Source organism: Pseudomonas sp. GWSMS-1 (genome assembly GCF_049847425.1).
Classification (GTDB): domain Bacteria; phylum Pseudomonadota; class Gammaproteobacteria; order Pseudomonadales; family Pseudomonadaceae; genus Aquipseudomonas.
This window is the reverse complement of the sequence record NZ_JBMHHV010000005.1, coordinates 2,073,542-2,099,098: the sequence shown is the minus strand read 5'-3', so window position 1 is coordinate 2,099,098 and position 25,557 is coordinate 2,073,542. Positions and strand designations below refer to the sequence as shown.

At 59.9% G+C, this 25,557-nt stretch carries 19 protein-coding genes and 7 pseudogenes; 13 read left to right on the top strand and 13 right to left on the bottom strand.

The features are described 5' to 3' along the window. Positions 1–34: 34 nt before the first annotated feature. The 6 genes and pseudogenes from ACEPAJ_RS13400 to ACEPAJ_RS13375 form a co-directional block, all read left to right on the top strand. Positions 35–493: pseudogene (locus ACEPAJ_RS13400) on the top strand (NAD-dependent epimerase/dehydratase family protein); the annotation flags it as partial. Between the two features lie 37 nt (positions 494–530). After that, a pseudogene (locus ACEPAJ_RS13395) lies at positions 531–737 on the top strand (cyclase family protein); the annotation flags it as partial. Positions 738–739: 2 nt separating this feature from the next. Beyond that, positions 740–1,435, top strand: coding sequence for a CoA transferase subunit A (locus ACEPAJ_RS13390; RefSeq protein ID WP_425915316.1), 696 nt, complete (start codon positions 740–742; stop codon positions 1,433–1,435). A gap of 2 nt (positions 1,436–1,437) precedes the next feature. Next, positions 1,438–2,067: a CoA transferase subunit B gene (locus tag ACEPAJ_RS13385; protein WP_425915314.1), complete on the top strand. Its 630-nt coding sequence runs from the start codon at positions 1,438–1,440 to the stop codon at positions 2,065–2,067. 234 nt (positions 2,068–2,301) lie between these two features. Further along, on the top strand, positions 2,302–3,153 hold the full coding sequence (locus ACEPAJ_RS13380; RefSeq protein ID WP_425915312.1) for a cache domain-containing protein: 852 nt from the start codon (positions 2,302–2,304) through the stop codon (positions 3,151–3,153). A gap of 29 nt (positions 3,154–3,182) precedes the next feature. Beyond that, positions 3,183–3,470, top strand: coding sequence for a DUF2218 domain-containing protein (locus ACEPAJ_RS13375; protein WP_425915310.1), 288 nt, complete (start codon positions 3,183–3,185; stop codon positions 3,468–3,470). Between the two features lie 16 nt (positions 3,471–3,486). Here ACEPAJ_RS13375 and ACEPAJ_RS13370 read toward each other — a convergent pair. Next, positions 3,487–4,931: pseudogene (locus tag ACEPAJ_RS13370) on the bottom strand (MFS transporter). Positions 4,932–4,942: 11 nt separating this feature from the next. Then, positions 4,943–5,662 (bottom strand): hypothetical protein, encoded by a 720-nt coding sequence (locus tag ACEPAJ_RS13365; RefSeq protein WP_425915308.1) that lies wholly within the window; start codon positions 5,660–5,662, stop codon positions 4,943–4,945. An 826-nt stretch (positions 5,663–6,488) separates the two neighbouring features. On the opposite strand from ACEPAJ_RS13365, the pseudogene ACEPAJ_RS13360 reads away from it, so the two are divergent. The 4 genes and pseudogenes from ACEPAJ_RS13360 to zapE all read left to right on the top strand — a co-directional run. After that, positions 6,489–6,599: pseudogene (locus ACEPAJ_RS13360) on the top strand (IS1595 family transposase); the annotation flags it as partial. 276 nt (positions 6,600–6,875) lie between these two features. Further along, positions 6,876–7,595, top strand: coding sequence for a protocatechuate 3,4-dioxygenase subunit beta (gene pcaH / locus ACEPAJ_RS13355; protein ID WP_425915306.1), 720 nt, complete (start codon positions 6,876–6,878; stop codon positions 7,593–7,595). 13 nt (positions 7,596–7,608) lie between these two features. After that, positions 7,609–8,202 (top strand): annotated as a pseudogene (gene pcaG / locus ACEPAJ_RS13350) (protocatechuate 3,4-dioxygenase subunit alpha); the annotation flags it as partial. Next, on the top strand, positions 8,203–9,312 hold the full coding sequence (zapE, locus tag ACEPAJ_RS13345) for a cell division protein ZapE (protein ID WP_425918037.1): 1,110 nt from the start codon (positions 8,203–8,205) through the stop codon (positions 9,310–9,312). 463 nt (positions 9,313–9,775) lie between these two features. Here zapE and ACEPAJ_RS13340 read toward each other — a convergent pair whose 3' ends face one another. The 3 genes and pseudogenes from ACEPAJ_RS13340 to ACEPAJ_RS13330 all read right to left on the bottom strand — a co-directional run bounded on the left by ACEPAJ_RS13340 (position 9,776) and on the right by ACEPAJ_RS13330 (position 15,499). Beyond that, a complete protein-coding gene (locus ACEPAJ_RS13340; protein ID WP_425915304.1) occupies positions 9,776–11,200 on the bottom strand; it encodes an efflux transporter outer membrane subunit in 1,425 nt (474 codons plus the stop codon). Further along, positions 11,197–14,337, bottom strand: coding sequence for an efflux RND transporter permease subunit (locus tag ACEPAJ_RS13335; RefSeq protein ID WP_425915302.1), 3,141 nt, complete (start codon positions 14,335–14,337; stop codon positions 11,197–11,199). The genes ACEPAJ_RS13340 and ACEPAJ_RS13335 overlap by 4 nt, the downstream gene beginning before the upstream one ends. Positions 14,338–14,351: 14 nt before the next feature. After that, positions 14,352–15,499 (bottom strand): annotated as a pseudogene (locus ACEPAJ_RS13330) (efflux RND transporter periplasmic adaptor subunit). Between the two features lie 236 nt (positions 15,500–15,735). On the opposite strand from ACEPAJ_RS13330, the gene ACEPAJ_RS13325 reads away from it, so the two are divergent. Then, positions 15,736–16,518, top strand: a complete 783-nt coding sequence (locus ACEPAJ_RS13325) for an IclR family transcriptional regulator (protein ID WP_425915300.1) — start codon at positions 15,736–15,738, stop codon at positions 16,516–16,518. Positions 16,519–16,772: 254 nt separating this feature from the next. On the opposite strand, the pseudogene ACEPAJ_RS13320 reads toward ACEPAJ_RS13325, so the two are convergent. The 5 genes and pseudogenes from ACEPAJ_RS13320 to ACEPAJ_RS13300 form a co-directional block, all read right to left on the bottom strand. Continuing rightward, positions 16,773–16,865 (bottom strand): annotated as a pseudogene (locus tag ACEPAJ_RS13320) (hypothetical protein); the annotation flags it as partial. A gap of 214 nt (positions 16,866–17,079) precedes the next feature. Beyond that, positions 17,080–17,604 carry a cytochrome b gene (locus tag ACEPAJ_RS13315; protein ID WP_425915298.1) on the bottom strand — a complete coding sequence of 175 codons (525 nt, stop codon included), beginning with the start codon at positions 17,602–17,604 and terminating at the stop codon, positions 17,080–17,082. Positions 17,605–17,632: 28 nt separating this feature from the next. Then, positions 17,633–17,923: a DUF2218 domain-containing protein gene (locus ACEPAJ_RS13310; RefSeq protein WP_425915296.1), complete on the bottom strand. Its 291-nt coding sequence runs from the start codon at positions 17,921–17,923 to the stop codon at positions 17,633–17,635. A 58-nt stretch (positions 17,924–17,981) separates the two neighbouring features. After that, positions 17,982–18,776 (bottom strand): SDR family NAD(P)-dependent oxidoreductase, encoded by a 795-nt coding sequence (locus ACEPAJ_RS13305; protein ID WP_425915294.1) that lies wholly within the window; start codon positions 18,774–18,776, stop codon positions 17,982–17,984. Positions 18,777–18,794: 18 nt separating this feature from the next. After that, positions 18,795–19,610: a DODA-type extradiol aromatic ring-opening family dioxygenase gene (locus ACEPAJ_RS13300; protein WP_425915292.1), complete on the bottom strand. Its 816-nt coding sequence runs from the start codon at positions 19,608–19,610 to the stop codon at positions 18,795–18,797. Between the two features lie 109 nt (positions 19,611–19,719). Between ACEPAJ_RS13300 and ACEPAJ_RS13295 the strand changes: the two genes are divergently transcribed. Further along, positions 19,720–20,649: a LysR family transcriptional regulator gene (locus tag ACEPAJ_RS13295; protein WP_425915290.1), complete on the top strand. Its 930-nt coding sequence runs from the start codon at positions 19,720–19,722 to the stop codon at positions 20,647–20,649. Between the two features lie 26 nt (positions 20,650–20,675). Here the strand turns inward: ACEPAJ_RS13295 and ACEPAJ_RS13290 are convergent, their stop codons facing one another. From ACEPAJ_RS13290 to nhaA, 3 genes are all read right to left on the bottom strand, one after another. Then, complete coding sequence (locus ACEPAJ_RS13290; protein WP_425915288.1) at positions 20,676–21,542, bottom strand: ADP-polyphosphate phosphotransferase; 867 nt, start codon at positions 21,540–21,542, stop codon at positions 20,676–20,678. A 44-nt stretch (positions 21,543–21,586) separates the two neighbouring features. Next, positions 21,587–22,330, bottom strand: coding sequence for a PRC-barrel domain-containing protein (locus tag ACEPAJ_RS13285; RefSeq protein WP_425915286.1), 744 nt, complete (start codon positions 22,328–22,330; stop codon positions 21,587–21,589). Positions 22,331–22,783: 453 nt separating this feature from the next. Next, complete coding sequence (nhaA, locus tag ACEPAJ_RS13280; RefSeq protein WP_425915284.1) at positions 22,784–24,160, bottom strand: Na+/H+ antiporter NhaA; 1,377 nt, start codon at positions 24,158–24,160, stop codon at positions 22,784–22,786. 308 nt (positions 24,161–24,468) lie between these two features. Between nhaA and ACEPAJ_RS13275 the strand changes: the two genes are divergently transcribed. Then, entirely contained in the window at positions 24,469–25,338 is an 870-nt protein-coding gene (locus tag ACEPAJ_RS13275) for a YihY/virulence factor BrkB family protein (protein WP_425915282.1), read from the top strand. Positions 25,339–25,557 lie beyond the last annotated feature (219 nt).

Below are 25,557 nucleotides of genomic sequence, written 5' to 3'. Positions count from 1 at the left end.
CCTCTACTGGGTCAGTTTTCGGTCAGCGGCAACACCCAATGGCCTGCTTTCGGCGTTTATGAGCGATCTGCTGCGCGCCTTCGCTAAGGGCGAAGCCTATGTCTGTCCGGTGTCAGCACCGGCGACGGCCTGGTGGATGTCGGTGCGCTGCTGTGTCGACAACCTGCTGCATGCCGCTGAACTGGATCGCGCGGCACTTGCGGGCGAGACCGCCTGGCAGTTGCCGTTACTGCATCTCTCGATCAGTCAGGTGCTCGAAGCGCTGAGTAAGGTCTATGGCCAGGAGCGCCGGGAGTTGATTACCTTCGCCCCCGATGCGCGTCTGGAATCACTCTTCGCGAGCCAGCCACCGATGAAGACCCCGCAAGCCCGCGCGCTGGGTTTTCGCCACGACGGTTCGGCCGCCGCGCTGATTCGCAACTCGCTCGATGTACTGCCTATTTCTCGTCGAGCGGTTGCGGCTAAAGCTGCATCTACAGGTGTCATCCTTTAATGAACATCCCAAAAGCCGTTTGCTGGGATTGTTCGTCTCCCGTGGTCGTTTTTCCGAGAGCGGAGATGCCTCAATCATTAGAAAAGCGCACAAGCCTGGGCGCAATAGCGCGCTACGGCCAGGTGAAGAAACTCGCCAACATGGAAGCCCTGACGGCCAATCCCTTCAAGGTTTCCTACTTCCCCTACAAGATCAAACACGCCTCGGCCGACTCGTGCGGACCGTGGCGATTTGTGAGGAATAAACATGAATAAGTTATTTCCCAGTCCCGCCGCTGCCCTTGAAGGTTTACTCGAAGATGGAATGACTCTGGCGGTTGGTGGCTTTGGTTTATGCGGTATTCCAGAGGTACTTATTGCGGCCTTACGCGACAGCGGTGTGCGCAATTTAACCGCGATCAGCAACAACGCCGGAGTTGATGGTTTTGGTTTGGGCCAATTGCTGGAAACCCGGCAAATCCGCAAGATGATTTCTTCCTACGTTGGCGAGAACAAGGAGTTCGAGCGCCAGTATTTAGCTGGTGAGTTGGAGCTGGAATTCACCCCGCAGGGCACCCTGGCCGAGAAGCTGCGCGCCGGTGGCGCGGGCATTCCGGCGTTCTTCACCAAAACCGGTTACGGCACTCTGGTGGCCGAAGGTAAGGAAACCCGTCAGTTCGATGGCCAGTGGTACGTGATGGAAAAGTCGCTGACCGCCGACGTTGCTCTGGTCAAGGCGTGGAAGGCCGACAAGGCCGGCAACCTGTTGTTCAACAAGACCGCCCGTAACTTTAATCCGCTGGCGGCGATGGCAGGGCGAGTGTGCATTGCTGAGGTCGAGGAAATCGTTGAGATCGGCGAACTGGATGCCGACCAGATCCACTTACCCGGCATCTATGTGCAGCGCTTGGTGCTGAACGCCAGCCCGGAAAAACGTATTGAACAACGAACGGTGAGGAGCTGAACATGGCCTGGACCCGCGAACAGATGGCGCAACGCGCCGCACAAGAATTGCAGGATGGTTTCTACGTCAACTTAGGGATCGGCCTGCCGACCCTGGTGGCCAACTACATCCCTGAAGGCATGGACGTCTGGCTGCAAAGCGAGAATGGCCTGCTCGGCATCGGCCCCTTTCCACGAACTGAGGACGTCGATGCCGATTTGATCAATGCCGGCAAGCAAACCATCACCACGCTGCCTGGCAGCAGCTTTTTCAACAGCGCTGACTCCTTCGCGATGATTCGCGGCGGCCATATCAATCTGTCGATTCTTGGTGCGATGCAGGTGTCTGCCGAAGGTGATCTGGCCAACTGGATGATCCCCGGCAAGATGGTTAAGGGCATGGGCGGGGCGATGGACCTGGTCGCCGGAGTCAAGCGCGTGGTCGTGCTTATGGAACACTGCGCCAAGGGCGGAGCGGCGAAAATTCTTCAACGCTGCGACCTGCCGCTCACCGGAGTCGGGGTAGTCGATCGGATCATTACTGATCTGGCCGTGCTCGATGTGACCGCGCAAGGCTTACAGCTGGTCGAGTTGGCCGAGGGCATCTCCCTGTCCGAGTTGCGCGATGCAACCGGGTGCGCGGTGCTGGCATGAAGCTGTGAAGCATAGTGCGTTGCGCTTTCTGCCTGTCTTGGCAAAGCCGCAGGTGATCAAGAGCGGATCGTTCCTCTGCGCAGCCCATTACTGCATGCGCTATCGGGTTTCTGTCCGCGAACGACAGGAAGGCGATCTGGCCACTGCCCATGTGGGCTCTCGTACGATTCGTCGCCTAGGCCTTGAGCCGGTGGCGGCACAACGCTGACTTATGCAGTGAACAAGGTGAGTGTGATGAATGTGATGAAGCGATTCTGTTTAGCGGTAACGCTGTTCTTTGTGTGGGTGGGCACCAGTCAGGGCGAGGTGGCGTCTGACGACGAACAGGCACGGCGGTTGTTGCAGAGCGCGGTGGAGTATTACCGCATGCAGGGCGATACGGCCTTTGCGGCCTTCAGTCGCCAGGGCGAGTTCATCGACGGTGAGCACTATGTATTTGTTGTCGATACCAATGGCACGATGTTAGCCAGTGGAAGCAGCTCTGCCGTATTAATCGGGCGGGATGTTTCCACCGTATTGGAACCCGAGTTGCGTGAGGCGTTTAAGCGTGCCTTGAGCAGCACGGAAGATGATCAGGTTCACAGCGCCGAGTATCGCTGGATGAACCTGCGTGACGGTCGCGTGGAGCGTAAGAAGGTGTTTTATCAGCGGGTTGGTGAGCGCGTGATTGCTGTTGGTCTTTACCTGCCAAGGGCTACGCCAGCGCAGGCTGAGAAGTTTCTTGACCGCGTGGCTGAAGCTTTACGCAAGGATTCAGCGGCAACGATTGAAGCCATCAATGACCTGTCTGCGGCCTATCATGAAGATGATCTCTACGCCTTCGTGATCGATCTCGACACCCAGCGCTTTGTTGCTCACGGCTATAACCGCCGGCTTGTGGGGGTGGATTTTGCAACCATCAAGGATCCCGAGGGCAAGCCAGTAGGAACGCCTATCCTGGCGTTGATCAGCAAAGCTGAGCGGGCAGGTTATGACTATCGCTGGAAGAATCCGGTGACCAGTAAGCTGGAGGACAAACACGCTTTGCTGCGCAAGGTTGGTCACTATTTGGTTGCAGTTGGTTACTACCGCAAGTCGATCGAATGATTGCTTGTAGAGAACAGAGGAGGTGATGGATGAGTGTTTATGAAAGCTATGTGTCCTGTGCCAATCCCAGCCGGCTGATGACGCGCTTGTGCCGTCATTGGGGGTACAAGCTCACCGTCGAGTTGAGTGAGAGCTGTGGGAGCGTGGAGTTTCCGGCTGGTCGTTGTAAGTTCATTGTTGAGCAGGGTTTGCTGCAGGTCTCCCTGGAGATGCCGGAGGATAACCAGGTGCGTATGCAGCAGGTGGTCGCCGAGCACCTACAGCGCATGGCGGGTGAGGAAACCCTAACCATTGAGTGGCGTGCCAGCCTGGAGTAAGTAAAGTTCTGCGGGCTTATTTCTCACTTGCCAGCTTGCGACTTAGTGACCGGTTTTCTAAGCGCAGGGCAATCAGCAATGGCAGTACGGCAATAGCCGCGTCGATGAGTAGTAGCTGATTAAATGCGTGCTGCAACAGACTGTTGCTCACCGTAATCAATGGCTGGGCTGCTGTGACCTGAGGTGTCGCTGAAAGTTGCCAGAATAAACTGGAGAGCAGAGCGGCACCAACCGCGCCACCGAGCCCGCGGAACAAGCCGCAAACACCAGTAGCCGAGCCCATATGCTGTCTGGGCGCCGCACTTTGTACCGCCACTAGTGAAGTGGGAAACTGCAGGCCGAGTGCAGTCCCGCAGAGCAAAAGAATGCCCAGCGTGATGCCAGCATGTCCGCTGGGTAATAGCGCCAGTAGTGTCAGGCTTAATGGCAGCAACAGAGCCCCAGCCACAATCATGGGTTTGTAACGCTGCAGGTGGGCACTCAGCTTGCCACCGGTATAGGCTCCAATCGGCACCCCAAGGCAATGGCCATTAGTTGCGCCGCGCTGCTTTGCGCGCCACCGGTGTTGTGGGCGTGCAGCGGTATCAATACCCCCAAGCCTATAGATTGGAAGCTGGCAAAAAACAGTATCAGCCAGCTCGAGCGAACTGCTGCTATTTGCAGCAGTTCGGGTGGGATCAGTGGCTCGGCTGCGCGTTGCTGTTGCCACAGAAATAGCCCTAGCCCTGCCATTGCAAGAACCAGAACAGTGCCATTGGCCGGCGTCAGCCATTGTGGTTGTTGGCCTAGCTGGTTAATCAACAGCAGTAGGCTGCCGAGCCCCAAAATCAGCAAGACGCTGCCGAGGTAGTCAATCTGCGCGTTACGGCGATTTTCTAGCAAGTGCGCCAGGCGTCGTTGGCACAGCCAGAGCGTCAGAATACCCAGTGGCAGGTTGATCCAGAACACCCATCGCCATGACCACTGGCTGCTCAGCAGGCCACCCAGTGTTGGTCCGATCAGACTGGCAAGTGCGAACATGCCGCTAAACCAGGCTTGGTAGCGGCCCCGTTCGGCCGGAGCGATCAGGTCGCCAATCAGCGCTTGGATAATGGCGAGCAGACCGCCGGCGCCGATCCCCTGCAAGCCTCGCGCAGCAATCAATTGAGGCATGGACTGCGCCAGCCCGCAGAGCAGGGAGGCTAATACGAAAAGACCAACGGCGACTGCCAGTAGCCGTCTACGGCCGAACAGATCGCCGAGCTTGCCAAAGATCGGAGTGCTGACGGTCATGGCCAGCAGGTAGGCGGAAACCACCCAAGCCAGGAGCTCGCTACCTGGTAGCTGACGGGCAATATCCGGCAGAGCCACAGCCACCACAGTCTGGTCGAGTGCGGCAAGGAATAGACCGAGTAACAGGCCAGCCAACACCCGGCGTAACTGTGTTGGGGTGAGCGCCACGGGTACTGTTGTGCTGCTCATTAAACCTTTCCTTACTCGGCGTCGATGCGCGCCAGGCCATCGCTGACTTGACTCAGGTAGTAGGCGGCACTCCCTGGTACCCAGATCAGCTCATGATTAAGTAAGCGAGGGCGGATAAAGTCGTACTTGCGCATGAGCTTGTTAAGCTCGACGCTGTGCTGCGGCCAATCCTGTTTAAGCGTCGTAAAGTTCTGAGTAATTTGCTGATCTAAGTGCGCAAATGTTGTCTCGTCCATAGCCATTACGTAGACGCCTAGTGAACCAAAAGTGCGTGTCTGGTAGAGCAACTGCAGGCGTTCGACGTCCAGCGTCAACTTATGCAGCGTCAGCCGGCGTGGCTCAATAGGTGCTGCGCTGGCATAGAGCATACTGGCCTGCTGGTCGAGACGCGCCTGGGCCTCAAGTAACGGATTGATCCAGGTGGGGTAGAGTTCGGGGCTGCTAGTGGGCTGTTTTTCCAGATCCTCTACACGCTCACGCATATCGCCGGCGAATTTAATCAACAGCGGATCTTTCTCTAGGGTTACCAGGCGCTGCAACTGCTGTAGGGCTTGCCGATAACGCTCGGCATTACGCGGGTCACTGTCATTGTGGTTGGGGTTGTAATGCACCAGTAGGTTGCTACAGGTGCTGAATGCCTGGCTGCGTATGGCTTGGAGACGTTCGGCGTCAGTGTTGGAGTAAGCCAGGTGAGGTAGCAGCAGCAGGATAAAGAATAGTCGGATGGGCATGGCAGAATTCCTTTTTTGTTTTTTTGGCTCATGCAGTGGCGCCGTGCCGGTCCCGCGCGGGTCGGGACCGGTACCGATCTTGACGAGGTGGGTAACGACGTCTGAGCGATAGGCGCATTTAAAAAACGGCGTGTTCTCTCATGAAGAACGCGTCGACAGCCAAGGCTGCGGGCAGAACTTTAGTGGCAGTAATAGTTATTCTGCAATTATATTAAATAAAAATTTTCATTAGGGCCGACTTGATTTTTTAAATATATCAACTAACTGGGTGTTCGTCTAAAATCCCAGGTTGTGAAATGATCTATCAGGATTAGAGATGCCTTGTAGTTGTAAAAAAAATTGGTAATTTCTTGTATTTTAAATTACTAATGATGCTGAGTTTTCAGATTAACATCTAATGATGTGTAGGCGGGTTTTTACGATATTCTGATGTTCTAGGGATATCTTGTTGGTGTATTTTTGCTTTTTAGAGTTGCATGTGTTTGTTTGGAGGTGCAGTTTTTCTGACCCCATGTTGTTTCAGCTGTATATGGTCAGTTGCAGGTATTTGTTGCGCCTAAATGTTTACAGTAATTAACTATAATAGTTGCAAGGTAAGCTAGCTTGCTTTGCCTATATTGGCTGCCGCTGTAGCGGTGATCTAACTTTTCAGAGTCATCTCGTTTGTGTCGATAATGCGGTGAACGCCGAGGATGGTTTGCGCCAGTAATGCATCCTTTGCTGACATCATAAGCCCCGGCATTTTAAGCATTGGTGTATACCCGCAGTACGTAATCGAAGACTCGCCCACTGCCCACTGCCCACTGCCCACTGCCCACTGCCCACTGCCCACTTTGCCAAGGCAGAAGGCATTTAACATAGACCGATCAATCCAAATCAGAAGCGTCGGCATGAAGGCGTTTTCCGCATCCAGAGCGTGAACGCCTGCGCTAGTCGACCCACGCGCTCGACCGAGTTGGATATCGGTCTGCGAGAGCCGGGTGGTTCAGTGGGCATCTGCAGCAACCCGACCACGCCGCCGTCTCTGCCCACGCTATGGTGCTACGAGGTGCTGAGTGCGGAGGCAGTGGACTATCGGGAGAAGCTGAATCCATAACCAATGAGTTATGGATTGATGTGATCTTTTCAATTTCTACGGTGACGACTCTGCTCGAGACTGCTTGAGATACCTGTGCCTGCAGTAGCTCCACTATTCCAACAAGAGAACTTCGACATGTCCGACGCGCAGCACAGCCGTTTCGTCATTCGTGACCGTAACTGGCACCCCAAGGCGCTTACGCCTGACTACAAAACCTCGATTGCCCGCTCGCCGCGCCAGGCGCTGGTAAGTATCCCGCAGTCGATCTCGGAAACCAGTGGCCCGGATTTCTCGCACCTACAGCTGGATCAGCACGACAACGACCTGCTGCTCAACTTCAACCACGGCGGCTTGCCGGTGGGCGAGCGCATCATCGTCGCCGGGCGTGTGTGCGACCAGTACGGCAAGCCAATCCCGCATACCCTGGTGGAAATTTGGCAAGCTAACGCCGGTGGCCGCTACCGTCACAAGAACGACCGTTACCTAGCACCGCTCGACCCCAACTTCGGTGGCGTCGGCCGCGCGCTGAGTGACAGTCAGGGTTATTACAGCTTCCGCACCGTCAAGCCCGGCCCATACCCTTGGCGTAATGGCCCGAATGATTGGCGCCCGGCGCATATCCACGTCTCCATCAGTGGCCCGTCGATCTCTACCCGCCTGATTACCCAGCTGTATTTCGAAGGTGACCCGCTGATTGTCATGTGTCCGATCGTCAAGTCGATCACCAACCCGGACGCAGTCCAGAGCCTGATTGCCAGACTCTACATGAGCGCGGCCAATCCCATGGATTGCTTAGCCTATCGCTTCGATATCGTGCTGCGCGGTCAGCGCCAAACTCACTTCGAAAACCGCTGAGGAGGAACCGAACATGCCTATCCAACTGCTGCCGGAAACCCCTTCGCAAACCGCCGGCCCCTACGTGCATATCGGCCTGGCCTTAGAGGCTGCCGGCAACCCGAGTCGCCCCCAGGAAATCTGGAACCAGATGGCCAAGACGGGTGCGCCCGGCGAGCACATCACCCTGATCGGCAATGTCTACGATGGCAACGGTCACTTGGTGAAGGATTCCTTTCTAGAGTTCTGGCAGGCCGATCATCAGGGCCGTTATGACTATGAGTTTGATCTGGCTAAGCCGTTTAACAGCTTCGGTCGCACTGCCACTACCTTCGAAACGGGCGGGTGGACGCTGCGCACTATTAAACCGGGTGTGGTGAGCAACGCTGCTGGCGTGCCAATGGCACCGCACATCAACGTCTCGCTGTTCGCTCGCGGCATCAACATTCACCTGCAGACGCGTCTGTACTTTTCCGATGAGGCCGAGGCCAATGCGTTGGACCCGGTGCTCAATCTGATCGAGCAACCACAGCGCCGCGAGACGTTGGTAGCGCAGCGTTGCGAGGTCGAGGGCAAGCTGGCTTATCGTTTTGATATGCGCATCCAGGGGGAAGGGGAAACTGTCTTTTTGACTTCTAAGCCACAGGATCCCGAGCGGATAGTCCTTGCCGAGCCAGTCGCGCAGCGCGTCCGGCGGCACTTCACTGATCTGCTGGACGCTCGCGGTTACCGTGCCGATAGCGCGCAGTTGGCTGCCATCGAGCAACTGGGCGCCTGGCTCGACGAGCATTTGCACGGTCGCAAGGGCTGGTTTCGTCGACGCCCCTCCGGGGTTTATCTGTGGGGTGGTGTTGGTCGTGGCAAAAGCTTCGTGATGGATGCCTTCTTTTCGGCGGCGCCGCTGAAGGGCAAGCGCCGGGTGCATTTTCATGCCTTTCTGCAGGAGTTGCAGCTGCGCATGCACGATTTCGCCGGCCAGGCCGATCCGCTCGCTTGCGTGGCGCGTGAGATTGCCACGCAAACCCAGTTGCTGTGCTTTGACGAATTCCATGTGCATGACATCGGCGACGCCATGTTGCTCGGTCGTCTGTTCAAGGTGCTGGAAGAGGAGGGCGTTGGGCTGGTTTGCACGTCCAACTACAGCCCGGATTGTTTATGTCCTAATCCGCTCTATCACGAGCGTTTCAAGCAGACGATAAGCTTGATTAAGAGGCGCTTGATAATCCTCTCGGTGGAGGGGGGCGAAGATTACCGCCTGCACGCCGGCGAGCGGGAGGTTTGGGGCAGTTTTTATTGGCCTATGACGGACGATGGCGAAGTACTGATTCGTCAGCAGTCAGGGTTGGGAGGCTGCGCGCAGTTCGATCATCTGATGGACGTGAATCACCGACCTTTGCGTCTTTACGCCTATCAAGGGCAATGCGCCTGGTTGGATTTCACCGAGTTGTTCGCCACCGCGCGTTCAACAGCCGATTACTTGTGGCTGATTGAGCGCTTTGCGCAGATGGCGATCAGTGGGCTGGGGCCGCTGGGTGATTACCCGCAGGATGTTAGTCAGCGTTTTCTCAATTTTATCGACATCGCCTACGATCGAGGGCTGAAACTGCAGCTGTATTCCAGTGTGGCCATTGAGCAGTTGACGGAGGGCGGCTACGCCCAGGATTTTGCCCGAACCCTGAGCCGCCTGCGCACGCTCAAGGTTATAGCACTGCCACTCACCACGCAGGACAGCGGCTGACAGTGGTGCTCGATCTGTTTTCGCGGCAGGTAATCGGTTGGTCGATGAAGCGCGCCAGGGCCAACACCCAGATGTTAGTGGCGACCGCCGCCAGCACGTTGGACGCGGCGAATTATTTCGACAGCAGGATGGGGCACGCCTGCGTTTCTGGCACGGAAGAGGACGCAACCCTATTGTGGGTCAGTTCCCATGCGAATATGCGCTAATAAGCCCTGGGAACTTGTGCTCGATTCGCCGCGCTGTCGACGGCAGCGTCTTCAAGACCGAAGGTCGCTCAACGTGACCTACGTGCACCGGCTTTATCTGCCTAGTCAAGCTATTAATTACTGATCAAATGACCGGCTTGTTCTATCTCACTGCCGCTGCGCTGATGAACGGCTGTTAGTGCATCAACAAGTGCTGATGCACTAACAGCACTCCAACCCGGACCGATTCACAATCGCCAGAATGGGGCGGTGTCCAATCAGTAGGCAGTGGCGACCGTATCGTTCGGGCTCCAACCACCACCAAGGGCTTTGTACAGTTGGATTTCCCGGTTCAGCTGAAGCAAGTGGTCACTGAGCAGTTGGCGTTGGGAGGCGAAGAGTTCGCGCTGCGCATCAAGCACGGTGAAGTAGGTGTCCACGCCCTCGTCGTAACGCTGGCGGGCCAGTTGGTAGTAAGCCTGGTTGTTGTCGACCAGATCACTCTGTGCCTGTACCTGCTCGCCGAACGTGCCGCGCGCCGCCAAGCCGTCTGCGACCTCGCGGAAGGCGACCTGGATGCTCTTCTCGTACCGGGCGACGTTGATGTCCTTGAGCACCTCGGCGTAGTCCAGATTGGCTTTGTGCCGCCCGGCGCTGAAGAGCGGGATGTTGATCCGTGGCGCAAAGCTCCACAGGCCGGAGCCGCCTTCGAACAGGCCGTCCAACTCACTGCTGGCAGTCCCGGCGGCGCCCGTCAGGCTGATGCTGGGGAAGAACGCCGCCCGCGCCGCGCCAATGTTGGCGTTGGCGGCCAGCAGGCGGTGTTCGGCTGCGCGGATATCCGGCCGGCGCAACAGCAGGTCTGCCGGCAGGCCGGCGGGGAATCCGGCAAGCAGCGCCATGTCGGGCTTACCGCTCTCGGGCCGGTCCGTTGGGATGTCGCTGCCGAGCAGCAGGCGCAGGGCGTTGCCATCTTCGGCGATAAGCCGGGTGAACAGCGCCTTCTGTGTCCGCGCCTGATCGACCAAGGTACGTGCCTGACGTACGTCCAGCTCGGAGGCGGTGCCCACTTCGGCACTGGATGTGATCAGTCTCAGGCTCTTCCGGTAGCTTTCCAGGGTGGCCTCGGTCAGCTCCAGTTGGGTCTGGTTGCTGCGCCAGCTGAAGTAGGCGGTGGCCACATCGCTGACCAGGGCGATGTGCACACTGCGCTGCACCTCTGCGGTGGCCAGGTATTCCTCCAGCGCGGCACGGCTGAGGCTGCGGATGCGGCCGAAGACGTCCAGCTCGTAGGCGACACCAAGCGACGCCTGGTACTGGCTCTGGATTCCCGCCGCGCCGGTCGGCGACAGATCCGCCGGCAGGCGCTGGCGCTGACCGCCGGCACCGGCGTCGATAGTTGGCAACAGCTCGGAGCGCTGGATGCGGTGCAACGCTCGATAGGCCTCGACGTTAAGCGCGGCCTGGCGCAGGTCGCGGTTGTTGTCCAACGCCAGGCCGATCAACTGGCGTAACGCCGGGTCGCGGAAGAACGCCTGCCAGCTCAGTTCGGCGGCACTGCTGCCGCTCCCCTTGACCGTTTCATAGGCTGCACCTTGCGGCCAATCGCCCGCAATGGGCGCCTCGGGGCGTTCATAGTCGGGAATCATGCTGCAGCCGCCCAGCACCAGGGCTACCGCGAGCGTCAGCGGCTTGAGTCTCATACGGATTCTCCTTTGGTAACCGCTGGCGCCTTCTTGAAGCCCTCGAACAGTTTGACCACCACCACGTAGAACAGCGGTACGAAGAATACCGCAAGCACAGTGGCGGTGATCATCCCGCCGACCACGCCGGTGGCGACCGAGTGCTGGCTGCCTGCACCGGCGCCCGTGGCGAGTGCCATCGGCAGCACGCCGAAGGTGAAGGCCAGGGATGTCATGATGATCGGCCGCAAACGCAGCTTGGCGGCTTCGACGGCGGCTTGGGCCAGCGGCATGCCTTGCTTCTCGTAAAGCTCCTTGGCGAATTCGATGATCAGGATCGCATTCTTCGCCGCCAGACCGACGGTGGTCATCAGGCCGATCTGAAAATACACGTCAGCGTTCAGGTCTCGTCCCAGGGTGGCGATCACCGCACCGAGGATGCCCAGTGGCACCACCAACATCACCGAGACTGGCACCGACCAGCTCTCGTAGAGGGCGGCCAGGCAGAGGAACACGATCAGCACGGTCAAGGCGTAGAGCATGGGTGCCTGGTCGCCAGTCTGAATTTCCTCGTACGACAGGCCGGTATAACTCAAGCCGATGCCCGCTGGCAGCTGCTGCATGATCTCGGCAATGGCGATCATCGCGTCGCCGGTGCTGTAACCGGGCAACGGCTCGCCGAGGATCTCCACCGAGGAAATGCCGCCGTAGCGTTCCAGCTTGGGCGAACCGAACACCCACTCGCCGCTGGCGAAGGCCGAGAAGGGCACCATCTCGCCAAGGGCATTGCGCACGTACCACTTGTCGAAGTCTTCCGGCGAGATGCGCGCCGTATCTTCGCCTTGGATGTAGACGCGCTTAACCCGTCCAGCGTCGATGAAGTCGTTGACGTACATCGAGCCCCATGCCGCGGTCATGGTTTCGTTGATCGCCGCGATGCTGACCTGCAGCGCCCGCGCTTTCTCATCGTTAATGTTGACCTGGAACTGTGGCTCGTCGTCCTTGCCGTTGGGCCGCACCGCGCGCAGCTTCGGATGCTCGTTGGCCAGCTGTAGGAAATGATTACGCGCTTCCATCAGCGCCTCGTGGCCAAGGCTCGCACTGTCCTGTAGGTAGAGGTTGAAGCCCATGGCGTTGCCCATTTCCAGGATCGCCGGTGGCACAAAGGCCATCACCGTAGCGTCCTTGATTTGCGCAAAGCGCTTGTTGGCACGCTCAGCCATGCTGAACACATCCTGGCCCTCAGCGCCACGTTCGCTCCAGTCCTTGAGCATGACCAGGCCCAGCCCCGAGTTCTGACCGCGACCTGCGAAGTTGAAGCCGTTGACGGTCAATGCCGAGTTCACCAATTCGGCTTCATCTTCCAGCAGGTACTCCTTAACCTCCGTCAGTACCGCTTCGGTGCGTTCGGCAGACGCGTTCGCCGGCATACGCACCTCGACCATCATCAAGCCCTGGTCTTCATTGGGCAAAAATGCCTTGGGAATTTGGCTGAACAGGTAGCCCGTACCGGCGGTGATCAGGGCGAAGGCCAGCAGGTAGCGTCCGCGGTGCTTGAGCATGCCGCCAACGCGGCGCTCGAAACGCGCTGTACCGCGGTCGAAGGTACGGTTGAACCAGCCGAAGAAGCCTTTTTTCTCGTGATGGGCATCGCCCTTGGGCGCTTTGAGAAGCGTGGCACACAGCGCCGGGGTGAAAATCAGCGCAACCAGCACCGATAGGCCCATGCAAATCACGATGGTGACGGCGAACTGCTTATAGATGATGCCCGCCGAACCGCCGAAGAACGCCATCGGCACGAACACCGCCGACAGCACCATGCCAATGCCGATCAGCGCGCCGGATATCTGCCCCATGGATTTGCGTGTGGCTTCCAGTGGCGACAGCGCTTCTTCGTGCATCAGGCGCTCGACGTTTTCCACCACCACAATGGCGTCGTCCACCAGCAGGCCGATGGCCAGCACCATGGCGTACATGGTCAACACGTTGATGCTGATGCCGAAGTAAGGCAGCAAGGCGAAGGCGCCAAGCAGCACAACGGGCACCGCCAGAGTCGGAATAAGTGTGGCGCGGAAATTCTGCAGGAACAGGAACATCACCAGGAACACCAGCACAACGGCTTCCACGATGGTGGCGACCACTGAGCTGATCGAGGCCTCCACCACCGGCGTGGTGTCGTAGGGATAGAGCACCTCGACGCCTTCCGGCAGATAGGCTTTCTGTTGCTCCATCACGGCTTTCACCGCGGCCACGGTTTCCAGCAGGTTACCGCCGCTGGCCAAGCGTAAGGCCAGACCGGCAGAGGGCGTGCCGTTGTAATTGCTGGAAATGGAGAAGTTGTCGGCGCCCAGCTCAACGCGGGCTACGTCCTTGACGCGAACCTGCGCACCATCTGCCTTAACCTTGATGAGCACTTCCTCGAACTCTGCCGCCGTGGTCATGCGGGTCTTGCCCAGTACGGTGGCGTTGAGTTGCACACCGCGACGGGTCGGCAGGCCGCCGAGCTGGCCAGACGACACCTGGACGTTCTGCTCACGAATAGCCGCAGCCACATCGCCTGGGGTCAGCTGATAGCTGTTGAGTTTGGCCGGGTCGAGCCAGATGCGCATGGCATTCGGCGAGCCGAACACTAGGAAATCGCCCACGCCATTGATGCGCGAAATCGGATCCTGCAGCTGCGCAGAGATCAGGTTGCCAAGGTCGAAGTTGTCCATCTTGCCGGTGTTGTCCAACAGGCCGATGATCAGGAAGAAGTTCTTCTGGTACTTCACTACCCGTAGGCCTTGGCGTTGCACTTCCTCCGGCAACCTGGGCGTCGCCAACTGTAGTTTGTTCTGCACCTGGACCTGGGCGATGTCCGGATCCGTGCCCTGCGCGAAGGTCACGATGATGCTCATGCTACCGTCGGAACTGCTTTCGGCGGACATGTAGAGGAAGCCGTCGAGGCCGCTGAGCTGCTGCTCGATGACCTGGACCACGGTGTCTTGCACCGTCTGCGCCGAGGCGCCGGGGTAGTTGGCCGCGATGGCTACCGCCGGGGCGGCGATATTTGGGTACTGGCTAATGGGCATCTTTACCAGCGACAACGCACCGGCGAGCATGGCGACGATGGCCAGCACCCAGGCGAAGATCGGCCGGTCAATAAAAAAACGGGACATGAACCTCTAGCTCCTCAGTTGGCCGCGGCAGTGGATTTCGGGCCGAACTCGGCAACCAGCTCGACGTTCGTCGCCTCCACCGGCTTGACCGTGATGCCGTTGCGAGCGCGCTGGGTGCCTTCAGTAATCACGCGTTCGCCGTCGGCGACGCCCTTGCCAATCAACCAGGCGTTGCCAACCGTGCGCAGGGTGTCGACTTCACGGCGCTCGACGCTGTTGTCCGGCTTGACCACCCAGACACTGGGTACGCCACGCGTATCACGGCTCACCGCCTGCTGCGGCACCAGAATCGCGTCCTGCTGGGTACCTTCCTTGAGCAGCGCATGCACAAACATGCCGGGCAGCAGCTTGCGATCCGGGTTGGGGAACTCGGCGCGCAGGGTCACCGAACCTGTGGTGGGGGCAACACTGACCTCGGAGAACTTCAGGGTCCCGGCAATGGGTAAGCGCTGCCGTCGTCTAGCGTCAGGCTGACCTGTGCCTGGTCTTCGCCGGAACGCTGCAAACGGCCGGACTCCAACGCGCGGCGCAACTCCAGCAGCTTGGTGACCGGCTGGTTGACGTCGACGTAGATCGGATCGAGTTGGGTGACGGTGGACAGTTCCTGAGCCTGGCTATTGGTTACCAGTGCGCCCTCGGTGACCGCAGAGCGACCGATGCGTCCGGAAATCGGCGCCAGCACCTTGGTGTACTGCACGTCGATGCGCGCCACCTGAGCCACGGCCTGAGCCTGCTTCCAGGCTGCTAGGGCGTCATCGTACTGCTGGCGGCTGACCGCGTTGGTTTTGAGTAGGCGCTCGTAGCGCCTGGCCAGGTTCTGGGCAGTGACCAGGTTGGCCTCTGCCCGAGACAACACCGCCTCATAGGTGCGTGGGTCGATCTGGTAGAGCTGTTGGCCTTTCTTGACCTCGGAGCCTTCGGTGAACAGGCGCTGCTGCACGATACCTGAGACTTGCGGGCGGACCTCGGCGATACGGTAGGCCGAGGTTCTGCCCGGTAAATCAGTCGTCAGGGTCAGCGGCTTTGCCTGCAGGGTATACACGCCAACCTCAGGCGCTGGCGGGGCACTCGCCACCGGCTCCCCTTCCGAGCAGCCGACTAACAGCAGCAGGGTCGTCAGGGGAAGTATCTGCCGCGCACGCAGTGCTTTTGAGTGTTTCACCTGTTTATCTCCTTGGAACGTACAAAGGTCATGTATCGCAATATGGTTTAGTGTATCACTATGCGGTTAAATTCAATCAAGGTAAAAATGGCTGGGGCGAGCGCCCACGTCCTTACCGTTCAGTATTGGTGTGGCAGACGGGCTGCCGGTCAGCGTTGTGGCTGGCATCTACGGCAGGTCCGCTGGACAATGGCGGCGGCACGCATGGCGCGTAGGCACAGATAAGAGAGGACCCCATGACGCAAACAGACCAAGCCAGCGAAGGCGGCAAGCACGTCGGCATTCAAGTGATTGCCCGAGCGGCTGCCGTGATGCGAGCACTGGGCAACCATCCGCAAGGTTTGAGCCTCGCCGCCATCGCTCAGGTTGTTGACCTGCCGCGCTCGACGGTGCAGCGCATCATCAATGCACTGGAAGAGGAGCTGCTCGTCGAAGCGCTGGGTCCTGGCGGCGGCTTTCGTCTTGGCCCAGCGCTCGGGCAGCTGATCAACCAGGCGCAAACAGACATCATTTCGCTGGTCAGGCCCCATCTGATCGCGCTTTCGGAACAGCTCCAGGAGTCGACTTGCCTGTCTTCGCTGGCCGGCGATAAAACCTATGTTCTGGATCGCATCGTTGCCGAGCGCGAATTGCGCGTGGTCTTCCCCATCGGCATCAACGCGCCAGCGACCGCCACCGCCAGTGGCAAGCTATTGCTGGCCGAGTTAAGCGAAGAGGCGGTGCGCGCCTTACTCCCCGATCCCTTACCCGTGTTCACCCCCTTGACCCTGACGCGCGAGGCGCTGTTTGAGCAACTGGTGGAGATCAAGGCATGCGGGCTCGCGGTTGACCGGGGCGAGTACATTGAGGGGCTGTGTTCCTTTGCCGTGTTGCTGGATACCTACCTGGGGCGCTACACCATTGCCATAGTCGCCCCCTCTACGCGCATGGTGTCGCGCAGCGAACCATTCCAACAGGCGCTGCTGGCGTGCAAACACAATATCGAGCGGGCGATCGGGCGCACCCCGCCAAAGTCGTAAGAGCGAACCGAATATGGCCAGAAAGACTGCGGCTGAAGCAGCAAAAACATGAAAGAGAGTGCGCGACGCTGTGGGGGGGGGGGGGACGTATTTCTCGTGATGGTATTCGCTTGCACAGGTCGCACAGCAAGCGGGAGTGCCCCGTGGAGCGGTTACTCACCGTCTTGAATTCGCTGTCATCAATGGCGAGCAGATTTTCGCTAATCCACCTAACGGCTGGCAGAGCAAAACCAACTGACGGCAGACGTCGCGAATAGCGTGGCTAGGTCGAGTTCGTTGACGAAGATATCGACCACGCGTACCGGCGCTGGTAGCGCTACGTAGTCGTCGAGGCTTTCAGCAAGCAAGGTACTTTGACCGCTGCGCTCACCGTTTTATGGGCGTCCCTAACGATGAGATTCTCGCAAACCAACGCAAGGGTTTATTGGGGCGTTTACACGTTCTGGGTTCACTTCAGCCGCTGTTGATAGTGAGCGCGTAGGTTTACCCCAAACGCTCAATATCACTCAGCTATCCAATTACTGAACCGCTATCTGCGCCGCAAAAAGCGCTTTGGCTGACTTAGCCGACCATGCGCTTTAGCGTGTCATCCTTCTTGATGAAGTGGTGAAACAGCGCCGCACCTATATGGCCCACTACCAGCGCCAGCAACAGCCAAGCCAATGGCGAGTGCAGGTTGCCGAGGCTGATCAGCCAGTCGGTTTTCAGGCCGGTTTTGGCGAGCAGTTGTACGCCAAAGACCTTTATGCCGTAACCGTTGCCGAGCATCACACAAAGGCCGGTGAGGGGCATTAGCAGCATGCTGGCATAGAGCAGGCCATGGCCTGCTTTGACCAGCAGCGCGGTCGGGCCGACAGGCTGCGGGCGTTGTTGCCGCTGGCTCAGCGCCCAAAGCAGGCGCACTACGATCAGTATCAGCATCAGGCTGCCGATGGAAACATGCCAGGGCACCAGGGTCTGGCCGACCCAATGTTCACCGTCGTTAATGCGGTCGCCCAGTTTGAGAAGTTGCCAGCCGATCAACAGGGCCATGGCCCAATGCAGAAGCCGAGAAATACCGCCATAACGCTGGGCTGAATCATTCATGTTGCTCTCCTTGTACTACGGGTAAAGGTCACGACGCCTGCCGGTCCCAGATAAATTCGGGCAACGGCGCGGCCGCCATGCGTTGTAAATGCTCACTGACGATTGTTTGCAGGCGCAGAAGTTGCTCGTTGTCAGCGGCCTGCACGCGCACGTGCAAGCTGTCTTGCTGGGCTTCAAGCACACAGGGCCTCAGGCCAAGCTGAATCTCACCGCGCTGTTCATCGAAGCTGACCGGGAACTTGTGGCCCCAGTGCTTGCACAGGCGGGTGATAAGTCGTTGCGGGTTATCGGTGGTGATCTGTGCAGTAGCAATCAACATGCTAACGCTCCTCTGCGTTCGCCCTCGTCGGCTGCTGCGCGACGAAGGCAAGGGGATGTCAGGCAATGCTTTCGACGATACCGCCCTCGACCCGCAAGGCCGACCCCGTCGTCGCGCTGGCCTGTGGCGAGGCGGCATAGACGCAGAGGTTGGCGACTTCCTCGGGGCTGGCAAAGCGGCGGATCAGGCTCGAAGGGCGATTTTCGACGAGGAACAATGCTTCCATTTCTGTCGCCGACACGCCGCGCTCGCGCGCCATATTTTCGATAAAGGCGATAGCGCCCTCGGTACGGGTTGGTCCCGGGAGGATGGTGTTGACGGTCACGCCGCTACCGGCCAATACCTTGGCCAGTCCGCGCGACAGGCCTTGCAGGGCGGCCTTGCTGACGCCGTAGTGGACCATTTCACTGGGAATGTTTAGCGCGGACTCGCTGGAGATGAACTGAATCCGCCCCCAGCCGCGCGCTTGCATGCCCTGTGCGTAGTGGCGGGCTAGACGCACGCCGCTCAGCACGTTGATCTGGAAGATCTCTTCCCAGTCCGCGTCGCTGATATCGAAGAACGCCTTGGCGCCGTAGACACCCAAATTGTTTACCAGAATGTCGGCCTGTGGCTCGGCACTGATCAGCGCTTGGCAGCCCACTGCGGTGCCGAGGTCGGCGACCACACCGCGCGCTTGAGCGCCGGCCTGGGTGAGGTGTAACTGGGTCAGCGCTGCATCGACGTGGTCCTGCTGGCGGCCGCATATGACGACGCTCGCGCCAGCCTCGGCCAGCCCTTTGGCAATGGCCAGGCCGATGCCCCCGGTGGAGCCGGTGACAATCGCGGTTTTGCCGGAAAGGTTGATGATCATGCACAACTCCTGTTGTAACTAGCCAAAACGGAAGGCCGACAGCGCGGTTTCCATCACGTGGTCGGTGAAGATGCAGTGGCCGGCGTCGTCACCTGCCGCACCTGTCGCCAGCATCAGCGGCAGGAGGTGCTCCTCGGCACGCGGCGGATGGCATAGCCGCGCCGAGGGCGCTTGCGCCCAGTCGACCAGGGCTTGCTCGCGTTGCAGCGGCGCGGACTCGACGGCCTGGACCAGCCAACGGTCGAACGTCTCGGAAATCGGCCCGAAACGTGGGTCGCCATAACCGCGCATGTTATGGAAGCTCATGCCGCTGCCGACGATCAGCACGCCTTCGTCGCGCAACGAGGCCAGCGCGCGTCCGGCGTGCAGATGGGCTTGCGGGTCTAAGTCATGGCGCAGGGACAGTTGCACCACGGGAATGTCGGCGCCTGGGAACATCAGCTTCAGCGGGATGAACATGCCGTGATCGAAGCCCCGCGTGGGGTGCTGTTGCGCGGGTAGGTGCGCCTGGCCGAGCAGCGCACTGATGCGCGCTGCCAGTTGGGGCGCACCGGGGGCCGGGTAAGTCAGCTCGTAGGTGTGCTCAGGGAAGCCGTGGTAGTCGTAGATCAGCGCCGGTTGTGCGCCGCTGGTCACGCTAAATGTCGGCTCCAGCCAGTGAGCCGAGACCAGCACGATGGCCGTAGGGCGCGCGGGTAGGGTGGCGGCCAGGTTTTTCAGAAAATCGGCCATGCGGTTCCATGCGGTGGGCGGGCTCCAGTCCATAAAGAAGCAAGGCCCCGCACCATGGGGGACGAACAGCGTCGGCATCCGGGTATTGCTGCGAGTGATCATGGTCGCTTACCGCACGGTGAAATTGGGTGCCGGCAGTATCGCTTGAATCATTTACATTGATAATCCATCAAATAATGCGTTCACTTCCTGCTAATAGGAGGAAATCAATATGCTCGACCGTGTCACTGGCATGCGCATCTTCGTTCGGACGGTCAGCGCCGGCAGCTTTTCTGCGGCGGGCCGGCAGATGGGTATATCGCCGGCGATGGCCACCAAGCATGTGGATGCCCTAGAAGACCACCTGGGGGTCAAGCTGCTCCACCGGACCACGCGCCGCCTGAGTTTGACCGAGGCCGGCGGTGATTATCTGGAGGCTTGCTTGCGCATTTTGCCCGAGATCGACGAAGCCGAAGCCAGCGTCGCCTCGCAACGAATCGAGGCCCGCGGCTTGCTGCGCATGAGTCTGCCGTTGTCGTTCGGGAGTCGGTTTATCGCGCCGCTGCTGCCGGCCTTCAACCGTCGACATCCGGCGCTGAATATCGAGCTGGGGCTGACTGACAGCAGGGTGGACCTGGTTGATGGCGGTTGGGACCTGGCGGTTCGTATCGGCCGATTGGCCGACAGCCCGCTGCGGGCACGCAAGTTGGGTGATTGCGCGATGTTGGTCTGTGCCGCGCCTGGTTATCTCGACGACCACGGCGTGCCCCGGCGAGTGGCCGAGCTGGCCCAACATAATTGCCTGGGCTACACCCTGTCGTCCTGGGCCGGGGGCAAAGAATGGGCGTTTGGTCACGATGGCAGTGTGCGCGTGGCGATCAGGGGGGATCTTGCTGCCAATAATGGCGACGTGCTGCTGGCCGCTGCGGTGGCTGGCCAGGGGGTGATTTATCAGCCGGACTTTATCGTGGCCGAAGCGCTAAAACACGGCCAACTGATTGCCCTGCCACTCGATCATCCGCCGTATGCCCTGGGTGGGGTTTATGCCGTTTATCCGCAGGACCGTCGTCCGCCCGCCAAGGTGCGGATGATGATCGATTATCTTGCCGAGGCATTCGCTCAGGCCCCCGGATTAAACAGTGCGCGAACTTCTGCTGGCTAACGCCGTTGATCGATGCCCGCGCGTAGTTATTTTTCCAGCTGTTTGCGAATCTTTTTCAGCTCTTGCCGCCGCGCTGCGCTGACCGCTGGGTAACTCAACTGCAGACCTTGCAGCGCGTCGAGGACGATCTGCGACACGATCAGCCGCGCGTTGTGCTTGTTGTCGGCCGGCACGATAAACCAGGGCGAGTCCGCCGTACTGGTGGCGCCCAGGGCATGGCCATAGGCTTGCATGTAGGCGTCCCAGTACTCGCGCTCGGCGATGTCGGCCGCGCTGAACTTCCAGTTCTTGTCGGGCTCATCAATGCGCGCCAGCAGGCGCTTGCGCTGCTCCTCTTTCGACACGTGCAGGAACACCTTGATGATGCGCGTGCCGTTGGCGTGCAAGTGCCTTTCCAGGTCAACGATTGAGCGGTAACGGCCGTGCCACACCGATTCGTCGGGCTCAGGGTCGGGCAGGTGCTCGCTGTGCAGCAGGCTTTTGTGCACGCGCACGATCAGCACCTCTTCGTAATACGAGCGGTTGAAGATGCCGATGCGCCCACGCTCAGGCAGGTCGCGGGTGGTGCGCCAAAGGAAGTCGTGTTTGAGTTCGCGCGCGCTCGGGTGCTGAAAGCTGAACACCTGGCAGCCTTGCGGGTTGATGCCCGACATCACGTGGCGGATGGCACCGTCCTTGCCCGCGGTGTCCATCGCCTGAAACACCAGTAATAAGGAATGGCGGTTAGACGCGTACAGCATGCGCTGCTGGTCGCTTAAGCGATCAACGTGGCCTTGCAGCACTTTGTGGTACTTCTTCTTCGACTTGCACAGCGGTTTGACGTCGGTAGGCCAAAGGCCAAGGTCGACCGCGTCGCCTTCGCCGAGTTTGTATGCAGTGGCGTCGATTTTCATGGGGTGTCCTTTTTCGTCGCCGGGCAACCGTGGGGCGTCTCGCGTTAGCGGTTTAGCTCGACTGCTGGGTCGTAGGCGGGGGCGGCCTTCACTGCCTCGCGGCTCAGGTTCACGGTCACGCTTCTGTCGGGCCAATGCACGCCACTGATTTGCTCCGGCGCGATGAGCACCTTGTGCCCGACCCACCAGTTGCTGGTATTGATGATCAGATAGCGGATGGCCCAGCTTTCGTCATCAATCAGAAAGCCATCAACATGGCCCACTTCGCCATCGCTGGCGTGGATGTGGTAGCCGATGACCGCCTGGCAACTGCGCAGGTGCGGGTCGTCGTCACGGTGACTCGCCTGGTCGGCCATTGCGCTTTGTTCGTTGCTCTGTTCCAGCGCTACGTTGCCACCGGGCAGCTCAGCGGAGCCGGGGTACAAGCCCATCGGCAGCATGCCGTTGCCCCACATCCCGGTGCCGCCCCAGTAATTTGGGTAGCCGTAGTAACCCATGTACTGCACCTCATGCTGTCGGGACACGGGCTTGTCGGTGTCGATGATGGGGCTGTGTTTGACTTGTTCCTGGGTGATCGCGACGTGGAGCTTGTTCTGCGCCCAATCGAGGCGGTTGATAGAAATAGGCGAGATCAGCACTTTGCGTTCTGCCAACCAGCTCCCCGTGTCGACGATCAGGTAGCGGGTTGCCCAGGCGTGATCGTCGAAGTAGATGTCCTTAACCTGGCCAATGTCGCCGTCGGCGGCGCTGATAACGCACTTTTCGATGTCTTTCTGGCTGTGCAGCATGGGGAATCTTCCTTTCGGCATGGCGACCACTGCGCATCAACAGGATGCGTGGGTGAACCGTGGGTGGCAGGGACGTCAGCGGGGGCGAGGTGACAGCCGCCGACGCTGATGGATGTGACGGGTTGGCGATGCAACCAATGTGCTGGCCGACAGGGGCTGACGTCTGTTCGTTGGCACACACACCGTGATGGCGCTAAGGCAAAACCGCTGTGCCAGTGCGGGCGTCCCGCTAAGGGCTTTGTGTGGCAGCGAACAGACTCAAGCGGTTGGCGTGGGCAGAGTTTGGCCATGCACTGCCGTGCCGACACCCACGCACGTCCCGTTTAAGCAGCGGCGTCTCGCTGCGCAGCGGGCCGCTGTGGCCGTAACGCAAAAAGGAAAACCAGCATGAAAGCATCAATTACGTTCGCCCTTGCACTGCTGGTGCCGGTCGGCGCGTTGCTAGGTCAGCCCTTACGGCGCATCCGCTGTTTTAGCGGCCTTCGTTGTCAGCAGGATGCTGATGCCGATTGCGGCGGCCAGCAATGAGCCGATCAGGATGGCCAGCTGCGCTTCGCGCTCGAAATGGCTGTCATGGAACGCTAGGCTGCTGATAAACAGCGCCATGGTGAAGCCGATACCAGCCAGAAAAGCGGTGCCAATCAGCTGCCGCCAAGTCGAGCCTTCGGGCAGTTCGGCCAGCCCGGTCTTCACTGCTAGCCAGCTGGCCAGGCTGATGCCGAGCGATTTGCCGAGTACCAGCCCGACCATGATGCCTAGGGGCACAGCGGTGGGTAGCGTGCGCAACACCGTGGCGTCGATGGCCACCCCCGCATTAAACAAACCAAAAATCGGCAGGATGGCGTAGGTGACCCAAGGCTGAACCCCGTGCTCGAAACGCTGCAGCGGTGCGGTGGCTGCATTGAGGCTGCCGTCGAGCGCGCCGATGATCGCGACCCGATCGGGATGCAGCGCGTCGGAGTCGTTATCGAGGGACTTGGCTTCGATGTCGTCGGCGCCGCGGTGAATGACCTCCGGCAATGCACTCGGCAGGATTTTCACCCGCGCCGGCACAAACAACGCCGTTAACACGCCGGCCAGCGTCGCATGCAGCCCGGACATGAAAAAACCGGCCCACAGCCCCAGCCCGAGCAACAGATAGATCGCGCCCCGGCGGGCCCCAAAGCGGTTGGCCACCCCCAGCGCGAGCAGCACGGCTACGATCACGGCGATGCCGCGCCAATCGATCGAGGCAGTGTAGAAAATCGCAATGACCAACAGTGCGCCGAGGTCATCGACGATGGCCAGTGCGACTAGAAAAACCTTCAGGGCTTCAGGGATGCGCGAGCCCAGTACGGCCAGCGCCCCGAGGGCAAAGGCGATGTCGGTGGCCATCGGAATGCCCCAGCCCTTGGCGCCCGGGCCATCGAAATTGAACCCGGCATAGATCAGTGCCGGCAGCACCATGCCGCCCACGGCGGCGACGATGGGCAACATGGCCTTGCGGCGTTCGGCCAATTCACCGACAAGAAACTCACGTTTGATTTCAAGCCCGACGCCGAAGAAAAAGATCGCCATCAGGCCGTCGTTGACCCAATGCTGCAGGTCCAGGCGCAACACCTGATTGCCGAGGGCAATGCTCAGCGGCGCGTGCAGCAACTGCTCGTACGCCGATGCCCACGGCGAGTTGGCCCAGGCCAGTGCCAGGATGGCGCAGCCCAGTAGGACCAAGCCACCGGACGCTTGCCGTTGTGCGAACAGCTGAAACGGGCGCAGCACCAAGTCGCCGGCGTGCTCGGCAGCCGTCGGTTCGCGCAGTTCGTCGTCCCGTACCAAGCTGTCCGGCTTCATGGTCGCAAGGGCAGGTGCAAGCTGCCTGTAGACCGGCTGTGCGGGGTTGCTGGCGGAAAATGAGCGTGTGTGCTGTTCATTCGTTCAGCCTATCGCGGTCTGCACGTATTGCACGGTGCGTTAGCGAACAGTCGAGTGTGCGCTGTCGTACAGACCCGCGCACGCGCACTGGGCAGGCTGCTTGTGATTGGCGTTTGCTCATGCGTGCTGGCTGCCGGCCCGTCTGGGCAGCGGCTGTAGGGCGCGGCAGACACCCGCGAAGGAATCGACATGAAGACCGCTGACACCCTACTCAATAGCGAGCGCCTGTGACGCTGTCCGGCCGACCCGCCGCATGGTGGGGGCTGACTAAGCAGGTCGCGAGTTCCTGGCTCGACGACTATGTGCCAAGCATGGGCGCCGCGCTGGCCTACTACACAATATTCTCGCTGGCGCCGCTGCTGTTGGTGGTGATTTTGATGGCTGGGTTGCTGTTCGGTGAAGACGCCGCTCGCGGTGAGATCCAAGCGCAGTTGCAGAACCTGATGGGTGAGCGCAGCGCGGGCGCGGTGCAGAGCCTGCTGGTCAGCGTGCGCGAGCCCGCTGAGGGGCTGACGGCCACCGCCGTGGGGCTGGTGCTGCTGTTTGTTGGTGCGACCACCGTGTTTGCCGAACTGCAGAACGCGCTCGACCGGATTTGGCGGGTGCCGGAGGGGCTGCGCAAGACGGGTTGGTTCTCGCTTGTGCGCGCCCGCCTGATGGCGTTCGGCATGGTTCTCGCGCTGGGCTTCCTGCTCATTGTGTCGCTGGTCACCAGTGCGCTGCTGGCTGCCGTGGGCCGGCAACTGGAGCCGGTGCTGGGCAGCTGGCAGACCGTGGTGGAGCTCGGCAATGCGCTCGGTGGCTTCCTGCTGGTGGCGCTGATGTTCGGCCTGATCTACAAGATCATGCCGCGCCCGCGTGTGCTGGCGTCCGATGTGTGGCTCGGCGCATTGCTGGCGGCGTTACTCTTCACCGTGGGCAAGGTGGTGATCGGCGCTTACATCGGCCGCAGCGACGTTGCATCAGGCTTTGGTGCGGCGGGCTCGCTAGTGGTGGTGCTGCTCTGGGTGTACTTTTCAGCGCAGATCCTGCTGATTGGCGCAGAGTTCACTTGCGTCTACGCCCGCACATTCGGCTCGCGAAAAGCCAACGATTGATCGATGCCGGCGCAACTGTGCTGCCGCCCAGCGCTCTGTTCACGTGTAGTCCCCGCGTTTGCCATGGCCGCACTGGCTTGAACCGCCGCACTTCGCCTGCGGCGCTTTGGCTCGAACGCGGACGTTTAGCGCGGGGAAAATAAATCTGTGCCCTTGGGCCGTCGAACGCCGCCAAGATTGAATACAATGTGCGCCCGATTATCCCGGGCCATCACAATG

Bases quoted from the DNA above. Each gene is read 5' to 3' on its own strand.
- ACEPAJ_RS13390 (WP_425915316.1), top strand. From the start codon at position 740: ATGAATAAGTTATTTCCCAGTCCCGCCGCTGCCCTTGAAGGTTTACTC.
- ACEPAJ_RS13385 (WP_425915314.1), top strand. From the start codon at position 1,438: ATGGCCTGGACCCGCGAACAGATGGCGCAACGCGCCGCACAAGAATTG.
- ACEPAJ_RS13380 (WP_425915312.1), top strand. From the start codon at position 2,302: ATGAATGTGATGAAGCGATTCTGTTTAGCGGTAACGCTGTTCTTTGTG.
- ACEPAJ_RS13375 (WP_425915310.1), top strand. From the start codon at position 3,183: ATGAGTGTTTATGAAAGCTATGTGTCCTGTGCCAATCCCAGCCGGCTG.
- ACEPAJ_RS13365 (WP_425915308.1), bottom strand. From the start codon at position 5,662: ATGCCCATCCGACTATTCTTTATCCTGCTGCTGCTACCTCACCTGGCT.
- pcaH (WP_425915306.1), top strand. From the start codon at position 6,876: ATGTCCGACGCGCAGCACAGCCGTTTCGTCATTCGTGACCGTAACTGG.
- ACEPAJ_RS13340 (WP_425915304.1), bottom strand. From the start codon at position 11,200: ATGAGACTCAAGCCGCTGACGCTCGCGGTAGCCCTGGTGCTGGGCGGC.
- ACEPAJ_RS13335 (WP_425915302.1), bottom strand. From the start codon at position 14,337: ATGTCCCGTTTTTTTATTGACCGGCCGATCTTCGCCTGGGTGCTGGCC.
- ACEPAJ_RS13325 (WP_425915300.1), top strand. From the start codon at position 15,736: ATGACGCAAACAGACCAAGCCAGCGAAGGCGGCAAGCACGTCGGCATT.
- ACEPAJ_RS13315 (WP_425915298.1), bottom strand. From the start codon at position 17,604: ATGAATGATTCAGCCCAGCGTTATGGCGGTATTTCTCGGCTTCTGCAT.
- ACEPAJ_RS13310 (WP_425915296.1), bottom strand. From the start codon at position 17,923: ATGTTGATTGCTACTGCACAGATCACCACCGATAACCCGCAACGACTT.
- ACEPAJ_RS13305 (WP_425915294.1), bottom strand. From the start codon at position 18,776: ATGATCATCAACCTTTCCGGCAAAACCGCGATTGTCACCGGCTCCACC.
- ACEPAJ_RS13300 (WP_425915292.1), bottom strand. From the start codon at position 19,610: ATGATCACTCGCAGCAATACCCGGATGCCGACGCTGTTCGTCCCCCAT.
- ACEPAJ_RS13295 (WP_425915290.1), top strand. From the start codon at position 19,720: ATGCTCGACCGTGTCACTGGCATGCGCATCTTCGTTCGGACGGTCAGC.
- ACEPAJ_RS13290 (WP_425915288.1), bottom strand. From the start codon at position 21,542: ATGAAAATCGACGCCACTGCATACAAACTCGGCGAAGGCGACGCGGTC.
- ACEPAJ_RS13285 (WP_425915286.1), bottom strand. From the start codon at position 22,330: ATGCTGCACAGCCAGAAAGACATCGAAAAGTGCGTTATCAGCGCCGCC.
- nhaA (WP_425915284.1), bottom strand. From the start codon at position 24,160: ATGAAGCCGGACAGCTTGGTACGGGACGACGAACTGCGCGAACCGACG.